Genomic DNA, 15,882 nt, shown 5'->3' on the forward strand with positions numbered 1-15,882 from the left:
TGTTCTGAAAAATGGCTTATTTATTAAATTTAATGATTATCCGTATTCTTACCACAAGCTCAAGTGAGCGTACAAGCAATTAATATTCTGTCAAAAATATCATTTTCAAAGTATCTTCTATTGAGTTTGTAACAGAACTCATCTAGATAATTCTGTAGATACCCTGGCCTTGTATGCTGATATATCCCTTGTAGGACTTTCTTTGCATTCCCAATGGCTGTATGTACCCAAGGTAGTTTGATATGGGCCTGTTTTGAGGGCACTTTTTCCACATCCATCTCGAACTCTCCTGTCAGTGACTGATAGGTTGAATAGCCATCTGTAATCATCTTGGCATTCTGGGCAACATGCCGGGTAATCGTATTTCTAGCAGTTTCTACTGTAAAATCAGCGCATACAGCCATTTTGAAATACTTGCACCTTTTAGAAGGGCGGTGTTTTTTAGGCTGTAGCACCACCTCTGTCTGTGCAAAGACCATCGCCATGGTCTGCTTCTGGCTCCCCCTTCCCCGCTTTCTCTCCTCTTCCTTCTGCCCCTCGGGTACTAGTGTTTCAAAGAACCCTTCGTCTACCTCAATATTGCCTCCCAGCAAGTAGTGGTTGTCCCGTTGGCCCATCGCAGAGCGTATTTTGTGCATCATTGCCCAGATAGGTTCATAGCGCTTATGATTGAGCTGCCTCTGCACATTACAGGCAGAAGAACCTTTCTTGCTACAGCCCATCAGCCAGATAGCAACGAACCAGTAGCGAAACGGAAGTTTGGAAGCTTCCATGATGGTGCCACTGCGGAGGCCTGTCCTAAAACTGCATGACTTGCATTGGTACATCTGCTTGCTATTTAGCCAGTAATGCTCTTGGCTACCGCATTTCTTGCAACAAACACCTGCTTTATCCCTGATTTCCTTGAAACACTCACGGCATACCTGCTCATTGCGGTACGCTTACATGAATTCAATAATACTATCCATAATGACCTGTTTTTGAGCTAATTTCGAAGCGCAGACCATACCCTATTTACTTTGTGGTAGCTTTACGGATAATCATTTTAAATTTTAACGCATTCTAACTTTCAATTTCAAAACTAATATAGCTTTAAGAAGTTTTCTTACTTTTTCTTTTCTGATAATATCTTTTTGATTTTTCTACACTACCGCAAGTTGATGCACTACACCATCTCTTCTTATTATTCTTAGTTGTATCTAAAAATAGCCAATCGCAATTGCCACATTGTTTAATTCTTTGATAGTCACCTGCCATAAGTAAATCGGCTGTGGTTTTTAGAATAATGCACAATGGTTCTTCTAGTGGATTTTTTAGATCGCTGAATGACGATACAAACTTATCATCTTTTAAATCTAATTTTATTTGACTGAGCGCCTCACTTACATAATAATTAAATTTTTGCAATACTTTTTCTGGAATTCCAGCTATTCCAGTTTTTACAATATGGAAAAATAGTATGTACAAATCTTCCCTTACTGCTACTATTTTAGACAATGTTTGATCTGTAATTTTTGGATGTCTTTTTGAAAACGTAGACAGGTTATCTGTACTTTCTTCTGTTAATATCTCTAGCCTCTGACACCACAATAAAAAATCGTGATACGTCTGAAAATAGTCGTAGTTTTCTGAATTCTCTTGCCTTGAACTTACTGTATTGATAAAATCAAAACTAAGATGCCCACCTGATATGCTTAAAATATGTATATTACTTACACTTTCCATTCCCTATCCTTTTCATACAAATATATAAAACATATTGGCAACTATTACACCAGTTAAATTTATTTTGACGGTAGTATTTATTCTTCTATATTTACACTACCTAATCTATTTTTAACAGTGTGAATTAATTACTATGAATACTGAAAATACTAGTGCACAATGGTTCATCATTTTAGCTTTTGCTGCTATTTACATTATTTGGGGAACCACCTATTTAGCAATTTTAATAGGGTTAGAAGATTTTCCACCATTCTTAATGGCATCTTTTCGCTTTATAATTGCAGCATTTTTTTTATTGGGTTGGAGTTTCTATAAAGGTGAAAGAAAAATCAGCCTTTCTGCTCTTAAGAAAAATTTTATTGTGGGTATAATCGTACTTGCTGGTGGCCAAGGTTTGTTAATCTGGTCTGAACAACATATTGCATCTGGCTATGCTGCTGTATTGGGAGCAACATTACCAGTTTGGTTTGTTTTAATAGATGTTGATCATTGGAAAAGCTGCTTTTCTAATAAATTTATTATACTCGGATTAGTACTTGGCTTTGTCGGAATTGTCTTTCTATTTAAAGATCAACTAGATATTCCATTGGTAACCGAAGAGCAAAATAATGGTATAATTGCCTCTATTGCTGTTTTGCTTGGCTGTATGTGTTGGGTAGCTGGAACACTATATTATAAGTATAAACCTGCTCCGGGTTCTATATCTTTTAACCTTGGTTGGCAACTTGTATGTGGCAGTGTATTTTGTTTTTCTGTAAGTTTTTTAACAGATGAACTTAGTGGCTTTTCACTTGCATCTGTAAATATGAAAGCTTGGTTCGCAGTAAGCTATTTGGCTATTGCAGGTTCTGTAGTTGCATTTATTGCCTATAGCTGGCTACTCACAAAAAAACCTGCTGCAATTGTGGGTACATATGCTTATGTAAATCCGGTAATTGCTGTAATATTAGGTTGGATACTAGCCAATGAAATGATTAGTACAGATCAATTAAGTGGAATGGTACTTATTATAATAAGTGCTATGCTGATTAACTTTTCTAAATCAAAACTTTTTGCAAAAAGGAAGAAAGTGGCTGCCAGATAAATAGAAAAGCCAAACAAATTAATGTTTGGCTTTTCACTTTTTAATCGATTATTTTAAAATCTTTTAAAACTTCGAAAGTGATGTTTTTTCTATCTGCTCCAAAATCTTTATCAGCATTTTTAGCTGAAATATTAGTAGCAAAATAATAGACATTTCCATCTCTTTCTACCCAACCTACAAACCAACCATAATTCATTTGATTAATTACGCTCCAACCAGTTTTGGCATACAGAGCGTATTTATCATTTTTCTCATTCAGCATAATGGCTTTTACCAAATCCTGGTTTTTATTACTAAATTCTAGTTCGTTGTGGTAGAGTTTTCTTAGTAAATCTATTTGTTCGAGTTGAGATATTCTTAATTCTCCATCTAACCAAAACATGTCTATTCCACCTTGTATATTTTGGTTTCCATAATGGTTCTTATCTATGTAATACTGCATTTTTTCTTCGCCAACTTGTCTGGCAATTTCTTGATAGAACCAAACTGCAGAATATTTAAACGCTTTGGCAATGTTTAAATCTTGATTCCAGCTATCGTAATTTCTTTTAACACCATCCCATTTCATTATAAAACTGGTATCTGGTATTACGCCAGTTTCAAAAGCTACTAAAGAGTTAAAAATTTTAAATGTGGATGCTGGAATAAACTGTTGCGAACATCTAGCTGAATCGTAATAAAAAAATGAGTCTTTGTTTTGATTATAAATTACAATAGACCCATTTTCTTTATACTTTTTAAAATGATGTTTTACATTTTTTTGCTGTGCAGATAAATTCGAAATTGAGATTAGCAGAATAATTAGCGAGAGTATGCTTTTCATTTAGAGAAAAAATTAATTTGACTAAAAGATAAATATTAAATCTATCTAATATCAAATTAAAATTTCGAAAAAACAGTCCTTTTTATTTCTGGCCATTCCGATAGTAAAATACTATAAAATACAGTATCTCTTCTAGCGCCATCTGGCAATAATGTATGGCTTCTAAGTTCTCCTTCGTATTTAGCACCTATGCTTTCAAGTGATCTTCTTGATTGCTTATTTCTACTGTCTGTTTTAAACTCTACTCTTTCGAATTTTAGGGTTTCAAATGCGTATTGAAGCAATAAAAATTTGCTGTGGCGATTAATACCGGTTCTTTGATACTTTGTTCCTAGCCAAGTCCAACCTATTTCGAGTCTGAGGTCTTTCTTTGATATGTTACCATAGCTAGTACTTCCTACATATTGCTTATCTTTCTTATCGTAAATTGCAAATGGATATCTTAATCCCCTATTACTTTGATGAAATGCATTTTTAAAAAAATCTTTCAAGTAATCTTCAGATCCAAATCGTGCAGGAGAATACTTTAACATATCCAAATCTGCTAATGAGATAGGTAACATTAATTCAAAATGCTTCCACTCTAGAGGTTCGATTTTAACCCTACTATCTTCAAGTTCCTTGTCGATCAATGTAATGTCTGGTTTAAATGGTAATTAAAAGCGTTAATTAAGTCTCTGTTAGTAAGGATGGATTCAGGTAAAAAGCAGGTGTTAGCTTTTAATTTAAATTTTTGAAGCTAGTGATTGTTAATACAATGATACAGTCAGTGTAAGTTAATAGACGCGATAAAATTTGTTTGGAGTAAGTATTCAAAATGAAGGCGTAATTTATATCTTTTTTGAAAACCTCCAAAAGATCGGATGAACTTATTTAGAATTAGTTTTAATAAAAGATAAATCCATCCAAGATGGATGGATCTATGCTACAAATTAAATTATGGTTAATATCAATTAATTCTGGTAACTGTACCAGATAATACAAAACTTGAATATGTTGAACCCGGTGTATAAGTGCCACCTTCGTATAAACCGTCTGTTTCTGTTCCTGTAGAACTACCTCCCAGATACAAATTATAAGAACTACCACTTGTTAATTCTGGAGTTGAAATAACAATAGATTGATATTTTTTAGCAGGAGCAAATGTTACAATATCAGTTCCATCGCTGGTTTGTAAGCTCACTATTTTCTCTGCCGTTTGTGAATTGTTAAAAGTAACTAATATTGAGCTTTGTTCTGAAGAGCTACTTGGTGCCTGTGCCATACCTGAACTTCCTGCTGCAATTAAATATCCGCCAGAAATTGAAAATGACTGATCGTAATCTAAAGCACCATTTCCACTACTAGTTGGGCCGTTTACTAAAACTACTCCATCAGTCATTACAATAGAGCCATTGGCATCTAAGCCATCACCAGTAGCATTTACTACAATGTATCCTCCATTTATATAAAGATAATAGCTGCTACTGCTTCCAGAACCAGCGCCATGTCCGCCCCATCCACCAGAAGAGTCATTTCCGCCAGCTACATTCAAGCCATCATCACTAGAAATTACATGAATCTCTCCATCATTAATAGTGATTACTCCACTTTCGATACCCTCATAAGATTCGATCACATTAATGTTACCACCATTAATTGTAAGTGATTCATCTGAGTGAAGTCCATCATCTCCAGTCGATATTTCAAAATCTCCCCCATTGATAATCACACTTCCATCTGAATGTATGGCATCATCTGCTGTATTTAAATTAAAAGTTCCACCATCAATTATGGTAACTACTACACTTTTAATACCTTTCGCAGAATCATCACTTCCTAGGTAACTATCACTACCTCCACCAGCTATAATTGTAAAGTCTCCACCAGTAATAGTAATATCTGTTTCGGCTTGGATACCATCAGCACCAGCAGTAATATTAAAAGTACCAGACTCTATGGTTATATAACCCAGTTCTGTTTCTTCGTCATTACTCGATTTTAGACCATCACCATCTGCATCAATTACGATGTTTCCATCTCTAACTATAAGATAATCTTTACCTTGAATACCATCGTCTACAGAAGTTACATTTAAATTTCCGCTGGCTATTATTAAACCGTCTTTACTTTTGATTGCCTCATTATAATTACCATCAACAGTAAGTGTTCCTTCTCCATAAATTGAAAGATCATCTTTACTAAAAAGTGCAGCATCTGGCTCATCATCATCTCCCTCAAAAACATAGTTTTGGGTATCAGTTAAATAATTATCAGACCCCTCAGGCAAAATAACTATAGTTTTTTCGGCACTTGCTATATATAAAGGTGAGCTATTAGAACTAGTAATATTAACACCATCTAGTATTAACCTTACCGTTTCGCTATCGTCGGTATCAACAATAATTTGCCCGTCGCTTAATGAACCACTAATTCTATAATTACCTGCACTGGTAATTGTGGCTATACTACCATCTACAGTTACTTCAGAGGCATCTGTAGTAATTGATGAACCACTAAGAGTAATAACTATTTCGCTAGACTCATCCCAAGTATAATCATCAGAAGACTCATGATCTTCTCCGTTTTCAGCATCAACTTCGTCGCTGGTGTCATCAACTACCTCAATTTCATCATCGCTATCATCTTCAACAGGATCAACAATATCATCTTCGCAGGATACAAAAAGCGTTAATAAACTGAAGCACAAGGCTATGAGCATAAATTTTCCCTTATTCATTTTTCTACTGGTACATTTAACAATTTGTGTCTGTTATATATGAGCAAGGTGCATTTTTGGCCAAAAAACAAAATCTCATACTATATCCAGTGAAAACATGAATCACATTTTTGTACTCAACTTTTTATCTAATTTTAACTAAATGTTAACAACACACTACGTAAAGTTTACATTAAAAATCCACATTAAATACTTAAGCCATTTTCTAATTATCAATATAGAATTGAGTCTATTCTGATACTTAATCGTCGAAAGAAGAATCTACAGGTTCCCATAATTCTATCTTGTTATTTTCAGGGTCCATTATATGCAGAAACTTTCCATACTCATATGTCTCAATTTCGTCGAGAATGTTTACGCCATCTGCTTTTAACTGCTCGGCAAGAGCTTCGAGATTTACAACCCGATAGTTAACCATAAAATCTTTAGGAGAAGGTGCTAAATATTTTGAATCTTCGCTAAAAAGACTCCATTGTAAATAAGCTTTTTTGCCCGGAGCTTCATCTTTTGATGATTCAAACAAAACTCCGTATTTATCTACTTCAAAACCCAAATTATCACGATACCAGATTTTAAGTTTTTCAGGATCTTTGCATTTAAAAAATATACCTCCAACTCCGGTTACTTTACCTTTTTTATTTTCCATGTTCTTATAAGGTTAGATTTATAATTATACTATTAAGATTTTTTACGACTTAGAATAAAAGCTGAAATAAGGGCAACAATAAACCCAATTGGAAAAAATTCTAGAAATGTAAAAGCCATCATCACTAGTGGATTTTTATAAGATTCCATCCAACTTGTCATTTCTTTTATTTGAGTTTGCTTCTCTGTTTCTGTAAAATCGCTCTGATTAATTTGCATGATAGAATAATCTAAAAATCTATCTTGAAAATCGGGCATCATATATTTATAATACAGCGACCAGCCTATTACATAAATTACCGAAGCTATTAGTACAATTAACACACCCACTCCTAAAGCTTTACCAAAACTGATTACTCCATCTAACTCTGAATCTCTGTACGATCTTACTTCAATGTAAACCATAGTTAAAGCAAGCAAAATGCTAACATATCCTAAAATCTCTCCGGTAGAAAAATCCATATGTTCCATCCAGAGAGGCGCAGTGCTAAGGCCAATTATAATATTAATAAATCCGGTAGCCAATCCGAATATGAGTACTTTTCTTGTCATGATAATTTATTTGTTTGAGCCAAAAGTGGGGGAAATAGCCAAAAAATCAATCATACTTTCGGGTGATTTTACAAAATTTGGCTTAATCGGACTATAAAATCTGCATTTCTCTGGCTTTTTTTACCGCCTGAGTTCTTCGCTTCACTTCTAGTTTGAAGTAAATATTGGAAGTGTGTGTTTTTATGGTGTTTAAAGACACATATAATTTATCGGCTATTTCCTGATTTGTATAACCTTGAGCCATCATTTCAAGCACTTCAAATTCTCTTTTACTTAAATCGTGCTCTGTGTTAAGTACTTTGCTTAATTGCTCTTTTTCTGAAATATGTTTAGAAGATGAACCATTAATTGGTTGAATAAAAAACTTTCTACCGAACCATATACCTAAGCTTAAAAAAAGAATTGCTACTAAGGTTGCGTACAGTTCAATTTTAACATCTCTTATAAGCATTTTATACTGAACAAGCCTAAGAACGATTAGAAGTAATCCCATAAATAATCCATACAATACAATTTCTTTTTTCAAATCAGCATTATTTTAATATTTTCTTTTAAAAAAAAGGAAAACTCGATATTAAACTTATGTTTTTAGAATAAAATAGCTTGTAATATTTAAAAAATCACTATATTAACTATATAAGTTATATATCTAATCCCAAGCGATTACAGTAAAAATATAACAGGTTAACCTACAAGAAAAAAATCGGCTTATCTTCTTTCAGCTACAATCAGCTTTAATAGTCCAAATATTAGAAGAAGTCCCAAATTAGGACAATTTATCATCATTTTTGATTAATGTGAATTTGCAACATTCTGGTTTTCAGTTATTTGTGATTTTGGCAGAGTTTTCTCAATTAGTTATTCAGATTTCGCTAATTATTAATTGATATTTAAATTTTTCATAGGAATTGTTTTAAAAACTACAACATCACAAAAATACTTTAACGCAACTTAAGGAATTACAAAGTTCCATTAATCAATCAACATTATAATGCTAGGAGTTTAAATAGACGCTAATTACTAATGACCTTAACGCTACATTACTTTTATTTAACGCTAATATTTTAACGCTAAGAAGACATTTTGACAATTATATAGCTAATTACTTGATAATTGAAATCGGCTAGAAGAGTAATTTACTAACAAAAAAAATTGATTCTGACACATCAATTGCAATAAAAACAATTATGATGTTATATTGAGGTTTCCGGTTCTGCCAGAAACCTCTTTTTTTTACGCAAAAAGGTCAGAACTGAGGTATCTGTCGCCTCTATCGCAAATAATACAAACAATAACACCTTCTTCTATTTCTTCAGCAATTTTAAGAGCTGCAAACAAAGCACCTCCGCTACTCATTCCAGCAAGAATTCCTTCTTCACTTGCCATTCTCCTAGTCATTAACGTAGCTTCTTCTTGGCTTACATCTACCACTCTATCTACTCTATCGGGCTCAAAAATTTCTGGCAAATATTCAGGAGACCATCTTCTAATACCTGGAATGTTAGAACCATTTGTTGGTTGTGTACCTACAATTTTTATATCAGAATTCATCTCTTTCAGATATTTTGAAACTCCCATGATTGTTCCGGTAGTTCCCATTGCTGAAACAAAATGTGTTATATTACCATTAGTATCGTTCCAGATTTCTGGACCTGTACTGCGGTAATGCATCATGTAATTGTCTTTATTAGCAAATTGGTTTAGTTGAAAATAGCCTTCTGTTTTGGCTTTTTTATCTGCATATTCTCTAGAATACTCAATTGTTTTTTCAGCAGGAGTTAAAATTACTTTTGCTCCATAAGCCTTCATGGCGAGTATTCTTTCATGTGTTGCATTTTCTGGCATTACAAGAGTCATTTCCAGATTCATAATTCTGGCGATCATTGCCAATGCAATACCAGTATTACCACTGGTAGCTTCTATTAATTTATCACCAGGTTTTATATCTCCACGCTTAAGTGCTTCTGTAATCATACCATAAGCAGCTCTATCTTTTACACTTCCTCCCGGATTGTTTCCTTCAAGTTTTCCGTAGATGGTTACATTTTTATTAACTGGTATATGCTGAAATTCAACCAGCGGTGTATTGCCTATTAATTCAGATAGTTTCATTGAATTTGTTTTTATAAATCACTATATCAGTTTCTCCTGTATCTCCATTCGACATTTTTGCCTGATAGTATATCTTAGTATGCGGAGGCAAGCTCTTGGTTATCCAAACATTACCACCAATTATACAATCGTGTCCTATTACAGTTTCTCCACCTAAAATAGTTGCTCCTGCATAAATAATCACATTATCACTAATTGTCGGATGTCGCTTTTTCTCTGCGTCTTCTTTATTTACGCTTAAAGCTCCTAAAGTTACCCCTTGGTAAATTTTTACATAATTACCAATTTTAGTGGTTTCACCTATTACGATTCCAGTGCCATGATCTATGCAAAAATAATCTCCTATCACAGCAGCCGGATGTATATCTATTCCTGTTTTGCTATGCGCATGTTCTGTTATAATTCTAGGAATAATTTTTACACCAAGTTTATGTAATACATGAGCAAAACGATATGCAGCTATGGTGTAAAATCCCGGATAAGTTCTAATTACTTCACTTGTACTTTTTGCTGCCGGATCACCCTCAAACATAGCTTGTACATCTTGCTCAAGCTTTTTATGTATTACTGGAATTTGCTCGAAAAACTCTTCCACTAAAGCTTCTGTTGAGATATCACTTTCTCCAGGACTTCTATATAAAATCTGATCTAACTGCAATTTTAATTTCTCTATATGTAGTTCAAATTCTTTTATAGAATTGAATTGCATTTTAGAGTAATCTGAAAATAAGGTACCCAGTAAGTCAACAAAAAAATCCTGAACCATTTCGGGTGAAGGACATCCAACACAATCCTGGTGTGAAAGATAAATTTTATTAATGAAAGGTTTATTCATGCTAAATTTTCTGGTAAATGTTTTACCATATTTTAAATTGATTTTAACTCTAAAGCCGATAACATAAATAGGTAAGACTTAGTTTTACTCACCTGAATTTGCCGCTAAATTTAATTTTATTCTCTTTTATAAAGATAAAAAGGAAGTGCAACAGATAAGCCTAACATAAGATTTAAAAATATATAAACCCAAAAAGAACTTAATTGAATTCTTTTTGAATCAATAACTACAAATACCATAAATGCAATGGAAGATATGATTAAATCTAAAGCAAAAAATGTTGAAATATAATTGGCAAATAGCTGATCAACAAAAAGTTGAAAATCTAAACCACTGGTAATTAAAAACTGATAAAACTGACTCATAGGAATAATTGCTCCTAGTATTGTAAGTATGAGGAATAGGTTTTGAAGTTTCAAATCAAATTATTTTATCTATAAACTAATTACTAGCAGCAAGATAAATAATGAATACCTAAGCTTCAACATTCAATGGTTTTTGACTACAATATTATATTTACCGGAATACAGTTTTAGAAAATGCACTTGATCTTGCTGATAAATAACATCCTTTTCAGATTGATTAAGCGTTTCACCATTTATCTCTATCAGACTCAAATTGATTGTTGGTAACCTGAAGCTAGCTGATGAGTTAGCCGGTATTTCTATATTATATATAGTATAGTTTTCTTTCTTTACCCAAGAAGATATAATCTTACCAAATCTGTTTTCGTGTTCGGCACTTGCCCAAGTAAGCTGAGGAATTAAATCTGGCTTAATGTAAAAATGCTGCATTCCCGGAGTTTCGCTATCAAGTTGGATACCCGCAATGCTCTCAAAAAACCACTCACTTACAGTTCCAAACATAATGTGATTATGAGACATGGAACCATCCCAATCTTGCCACAATGTATTTGCACCCTGCTCTAACCAATAAGCATATCCAGGAATATCTTTTTGAGTTACCATTTTATATAGTATCTCAGATTTTCCATATTCTCTTAAAACATTGTATAAAAACTTTAAACCCACAACTCCCACATCAAAATGATAATTATGCTCTTCAATATTTTGTAATAGATTTTTAAAAACTTTTTGATTCTCACCCTCTGGCACTAATTGAAAATAAAGTGCTAAAGCCAACGATGTTTGACCTCCATTTCCGTAAGTTCCTGTTTTTGCATCGTAATACTTTTTATTGAATGCATTTTTAATTTTAGGAATCTGAGTATCAAAATAGCTTTGATCTTCTTCTTCTTTAAGAATTGATGCTATTTTACTCATTATGTTGGTGAAATTGTATAAATAACCCGAAGCAAGAATATCACCTTCTGTTTTAGTGCTAACAGGTTTATGGTCGTCTATTCCAAAGTTTAAAGTATAATTATCTGTATTTTGATATAAGAAATTGATGTATTTTTTCATTGGTGCATAAAACCTGCTCAATATAGTTGTGTCACCAGTATGTAGATACAAATCCCATGTTAATTGAATAAAAGCTCCCTCCCATTGAGGTCCATATCCAAGATGTCTCGTTTCTGGGTTTTTACCATATTCATAGCCCCAACCACTAGAAGGTATTACTCCGGGTAAATCGCCATTTTCTTGTTGTTCATCTACAAAATCGTCTAGCCATTTAATATATGCTCTTTGAGTTTTGTAATTCATTAAACCAGCTTCGGCTACTAGTTGCGCATCACCTGTCCACCCAATTTTTTCCCTGTGTGGGCAATCTGTTGGTATACCATGATAATTTCCAATAAAAGACCATCTGGTATTTTGCTGTAGAAGATTGAGTGTTTGATCTGAACAGAGAAAGTTTCCTACATTTTCAAAGGAGGTATATAGTACAATCCCTGTTAGTGTTTCTAATGTTGGTGTATGAGTTAATCCTAAAACTTCTACATATTGAAAGCCATGATAAACAAAATGAGGTTTAAATACCTCCATACCTTCACCTCTTAATATATAGTGATCAGTTTGAGCTTCACCTGATTTTAAAAACCTGAGAATCTGTTTTTGTTCAACACTTCCATCTGGATATAACTTTTCACCATGTTTGAGAGAGATTCTGGCTCCTGTTGGACCTGCTGTTTTCAGTCGACAATAACCTGCAATATTCTGCCCCATATCAAATACCCAAACTCCTGGTTTCACCTCTTTAACAGAAACTGGTTTTATCTCCTGTATCTCTTTAATTGGCTCAATCATTTGAGAAGATAATTTACCTTTGGGACTATCACTTAAGATGGCTTGTTTCCATTTTGTATCATCAAAACCTGATTCACTCCAACCAGATATTTCCATTCTGGCATCATAAGTTTCGCCATTTCTTATTCCATCAAAAAGAATTGGCCCTTGAGCTGTTTTCCAAGTTTCATCTGAATTAACTTGGATCTTTTCTCCATTTTCAAAATCAATTTCTGCCTGACAAATCAACTCTGGATAGCTACGCCACGGTGCACTGTCAAACCTCCAAACTGCATTTGCAAAATGATTATACCAACCAGTTCCTAAAACTAAACCAATTACATTCTCACCTATTTTTAAATGATCGGTAATGTCAAACGTGAGATATTTCACTGATTTATCGTACCTTGTTTTTACAGGATCAAGAATGTGATCTCCTACTTTTTTTCCATTGATGTATAATTCGAAATAACCTAAGCCAGTCACATAAATTCTCCCGTTTTTAGGAACATTATTAATAGTGAAACTTTTTCGAAAATAAGGAGCAGGTTTGCTATTCAGACTATCATCATTAAACAATGGATTTTTTATCCATTTAGCCACCCAAGAACTTTTACTTATAATGCTTGTTTCAAACCAATTTATCTCACTCCATTGAGAAGTATTTCCTTCTGCATCTGTAACCCTTACTCGCCAATAATATCTTGTCTTTTCTTTCAGTTTTTCTGAGTTGTAATTAAATAAATTAGATGAAGTATTAAGTTTGGCATCAAACAAAAGCGATTTCCCGGTAACTAAATCTCCTATGGTTTGAGCTATTTGAATTTCAAAACTTTGTTGAATAATATGCTTTTTTTGAGAGGAAATTTTCCAACTAAATTGTGGATGAAGATTATCGATTCCTAATGGATTTTTTAGGTAATCACATCTTAAATCATAAACTTTTAAATAATTTTTTACATCACCCTTTACTGTTGGAATTACAATAAACAAGATAATTAGTATTAAAAGATACTTCAGTTTCATATTAAATAATTAGCTATTAAACTGAATATACCTTGTTAAGGTAATTGAACCAATTTATAATTACCTGAATCTGGCCTATGCTATACTGTTTTATAATGACAAGACATAAAAAAAGCGAAGGTTTTCCTTCGCTTTTTTTGAAATTGGATTCTATTTAAAATTTTTACAAATCGAGAATCTTAAACTCAACTCTTCTATTTAACTGTCTCCCTGTTTCCGATTCATTATCTGCAATGGGAGAAGACTCACCAAATCCAAGATATTCAATCTTCTCTTCTGATAATTTCTTAGAAAGTAAATAATTTCTAACTGTTTTAGCTCTTGCTTCTGAAAGTTGCTTGTTACTATTTACACTACCCACATTATCTGTATGACCATCTATTTCAATTTTAAGATTTGGCGCATAAGTAAAAAGTTTAATTACCCTATCTAATTCTCTAAATGATTCATCTCGAAGAGTCGCTTTCCCTGTGTCAAAGAAAATATTGTTTAATCGAACAGTTTCACCAACTTTAAATGGCACCATTTCCAAATCTTTTCTAGTTACACTTTGTGGCTCTAGGTTTTCACAATTTATTACAGAACTCACAGGAAAGTATGATTCTTTATTACCATAAATTGCATATTTTTTTCCTACAGATAATGAAATACTATATTCCATAGTTTCTGGATCAACTTCCGCCTTTTTTACTATCTCACCAGTTTTTAAGTCTTCAACTATAACTTCTGCAACAAGATGCTCACCATTACTTTTATCAATTACATTCCCCTGAACTATCATTTGGTTACAGGCACCAAAATCTTTGTCGAATAATTGCTCAATTTCTCTAGTTGATAATGCCCTGTTATAAACTCTCACTTCATCTAAATAACCTTTAAAAGGTCTATCTGCTCCATCTACTTGCCTTCCTACTTTAAAGCTTACATCCGATTCTTGATTAATTCCTCTACCAGTTTGCCTACCTGTGTTGTTCAACTCTCCATTGATAAAAATTGCCATGTCTCCATTGGCTCTCCACACTCCAACTAAATGGTACCAAGTTTCACTTTGCAACATATTTTTACCAAAAATTCCTTCCTCTAAAGTATAGCCATCACCTACTGAAAATGCTACTGTATTTTTCCCGCCTAGAAACAACCCAAACTGGTCTCTGTTTTTATTAAATGCCCATTTTCCGGCTAACAAACTTAGTCCTACTTTATTTTTGGGCTCTACATAAACCCATACAGAAACAGTAACACCTTCTTTTATTGTGTTAAATTCTTTATCGTTACCAAAATCTATATAACTTTTGTAGCCATCAAAGTAGTAAGCATCTTGGCCGCATCTCATTCCACTTTGAATTTCAGCACCAAGTATCTGTCCATTATGCCCGCCTACTTCATCATTTGCATTACCATCAAACTTATAATAAGCTACTAAACCTTTAGATAATGAACCTTGGCCAAATGTGTAATTTATAGACGTGACAAAAAAAAGAAAAACTAATAGTTGGATTCTGTTCATATTAATATTGAAGTTTGTTGTCAAGTATCATGTTAATTTGTGTAAATACTAACGATACAAGTTGCTACTAGTTAAGTGAATACTGTAGTGAAGTAAGTTTTAAGATGTTTTTGCAAGTAAGTAGACAATGTTATGACCTATATAATGGTAGATATAGAAAGCGATGGACCTATTCCAGGAGATTATTCAATGGTTTCCTTTGGTGCCGTAATCGTTAATTCTTCACTAGATAAGACCTTTTATGGGAAGTTAAAACCTATATCAAATCAATTTATACCAGAAGCTTTGGCTGTATCAGGGTTCACCCGAGAGGAGACTCTTCTATTTGATAATCCAAAATCTGTAATGTTAGAGTTCAAAAATTGGATATTAGATAATGTAAAAGATAGACCTGTTTTTATAAGTGATAACAATGGCTTTGATTGGATGTTTATCTGTTGGTATTTTTATCACTTTATAGGTAGTAATCCATTTGGGCATAGTTCTCAAAATCTAGGGAGTATGTATAAAGGTTTGGTAAAAGATACATTTAAAAACTTCAAACATTTAAGAGTTACAAAACACACCCATAACCCTGTAGATGATGCAAAAGGTAATGCTGAAGCACTTCTTACAATGAAAAAATCATTGGGTTTAAAAATTAAACTTTAAGATTATTTATTTTG

The 15,882-nt window shown here is 33.2% G+C and carries 15 protein-coding genes and 1 pseudogene; 2 read left to right on the plus strand and 14 right to left on the minus strand.

Features of this window, described 5'->3' with window-relative positions; genetic code table 11:
- Window positions 1-59: 59 nt before the first annotated feature.
- The 3 genes and pseudogenes from OQ292_RS32735 to OQ292_RS32740 form a co-directional block, all read right to left on the minus strand.
- On the minus strand, window positions 60-773 hold the full coding sequence (locus OQ292_RS32735) for an IS1595 family transposase (protein WP_284683380.1): 714 nt from the start codon (window positions 771-773) through the stop codon (window positions 60-62).
- A 42-nt stretch (window positions 774-815) separates the two neighbouring features.
- A pseudogene (locus OQ292_RS41225) lies at window positions 816-920 on the minus strand (IS1595 family transposase); the annotation flags it as partial.
- 172 nt (window positions 921-1,092) lie between these two features.
- A complete protein-coding gene (locus OQ292_RS32740) occupies window positions 1,093-1,725 on the minus strand; it encodes a CGNR zinc finger domain-containing protein (protein WP_284688329.1) in 633 nt (210 codons plus the stop codon).
- A gap of 133 nt (window positions 1,726-1,858) precedes the next feature.
- Here OQ292_RS32740 and OQ292_RS32745 point away from each other — a divergent pair, with 133 nt between their 5' ends.
- The gene (locus tag OQ292_RS32745; protein ID WP_284688330.1) at window positions 1,859-2,809 is read left to right on the plus strand and encodes an EamA family transporter; all 951 of its coding nucleotides are present in this window, start codon (window positions 1,859-1,861) and stop codon (window positions 2,807-2,809) included.
- A gap of 40 nt (window positions 2,810-2,849) precedes the next feature.
- On the opposite strand, the gene blaOXA is transcribed toward OQ292_RS32745, so the two are convergent.
- From blaOXA to OQ292_RS32800, 11 genes are all read right to left on the minus strand, one after another.
- Window positions 2,850-3,632 carry a class D beta-lactamase gene (gene blaOXA / locus OQ292_RS32750; RefSeq protein WP_284688331.1) on the minus strand — a complete coding sequence of 261 codons (783 nt, stop codon included), beginning with the start codon at window positions 3,630-3,632 and terminating at the stop codon, window positions 2,850-2,852.
- Between the two features lie 56 nt (window positions 3,633-3,688).
- On the minus strand, window positions 3,689-4,264 hold the full coding sequence (locus OQ292_RS32755; protein WP_284688332.1) for a GNAT family N-acetyltransferase: 576 nt from the start codon (window positions 4,262-4,264) through the stop codon (window positions 3,689-3,691).
- Between the two features lie 317 nt (window positions 4,265-4,581).
- The gene (locus OQ292_RS32760) at window positions 4,582-6,351 is read right to left on the minus strand and encodes a carbohydrate-binding domain-containing protein (protein ID WP_284688333.1); all 1,770 of its coding nucleotides are present in this window, start codon (window positions 6,349-6,351) and stop codon (window positions 4,582-4,584) included.
- Window positions 6,352-6,592: 241 nt separating this feature from the next.
- Window positions 6,593-6,997 carry a VOC family protein gene (locus OQ292_RS32765; RefSeq protein WP_284688334.1) on the minus strand — a complete coding sequence of 135 codons (405 nt, stop codon included), beginning with the start codon at window positions 6,995-6,997 and terminating at the stop codon, window positions 6,593-6,595.
- A 32-nt stretch (window positions 6,998-7,029) separates the two neighbouring features.
- Window positions 7,030-7,548: a DUF4199 domain-containing protein gene (locus OQ292_RS32770; protein WP_284688335.1), complete on the minus strand. Its 519-nt coding sequence runs from the start codon at window positions 7,546-7,548 to the stop codon at window positions 7,030-7,032.
- Window positions 7,549-7,639: 91 nt separating this feature from the next.
- Window positions 7,640-8,074 (minus strand): response regulator transcription factor, encoded by a 435-nt coding sequence (locus OQ292_RS32775; RefSeq protein WP_284688336.1) that lies wholly within the window; start codon window positions 8,072-8,074, stop codon window positions 7,640-7,642.
- 707 nt (window positions 8,075-8,781) lie between these two features.
- The gene (gene cysM, locus OQ292_RS32780; protein ID WP_284688337.1) at window positions 8,782-9,660 is read right to left on the minus strand and encodes a cysteine synthase CysM; all 879 of its coding nucleotides are present in this window, start codon (window positions 9,658-9,660) and stop codon (window positions 8,782-8,784) included.
- Window positions 9,647-10,495 (minus strand): serine O-acetyltransferase, encoded by an 849-nt coding sequence (locus OQ292_RS32785; RefSeq protein WP_284688338.1) that lies wholly within the window; start codon window positions 10,493-10,495, stop codon window positions 9,647-9,649. Before OQ292_RS32785 ends, cysM begins: the two co-directional genes overlap by 14 nt.
- A gap of 116 nt (window positions 10,496-10,611) precedes the next feature.
- Window positions 10,612-10,914, minus strand: coding sequence for a DUF2834 domain-containing protein (locus tag OQ292_RS32790; RefSeq protein WP_284688339.1), 303 nt, complete (start codon window positions 10,912-10,914; stop codon window positions 10,612-10,614).
- Window positions 10,915-10,983: 69 nt separating this feature from the next.
- The gene (locus OQ292_RS32795) at window positions 10,984-13,710 is read right to left on the minus strand and encodes a family 78 glycoside hydrolase catalytic domain (protein WP_284688340.1); all 2,727 of its coding nucleotides are present in this window, start codon (window positions 13,708-13,710) and stop codon (window positions 10,984-10,986) included.
- Between the two features lie 163 nt (window positions 13,711-13,873).
- Window positions 13,874-15,217, minus strand: coding sequence for a LamG-like jellyroll fold domain-containing protein (locus OQ292_RS32800; RefSeq protein WP_284688341.1), 1,344 nt, complete (start codon window positions 15,215-15,217; stop codon window positions 13,874-13,876).
- A 132-nt stretch (window positions 15,218-15,349) separates the two neighbouring features.
- On the opposite strand from OQ292_RS32800, the gene OQ292_RS32805 reads away from it, so the two are divergent.
- Window positions 15,350-15,868 carry a 3'-5' exonuclease family protein gene (locus tag OQ292_RS32805; protein ID WP_284688342.1) on the plus strand — a complete coding sequence of 173 codons (519 nt, stop codon included), beginning with the start codon at window positions 15,350-15,352 and terminating at the stop codon, window positions 15,866-15,868.
- Window positions 15,869-15,882 lie beyond the last annotated feature (14 nt).

The organism is Chondrinema litorale (genome assembly GCF_026250525.1).
In the GTDB taxonomy this organism is placed as follows: Bacteria; Bacteroidota; Bacteroidia; order Cytophagales; family Flammeovirgaceae; genus Chondrinema; species Chondrinema litorale.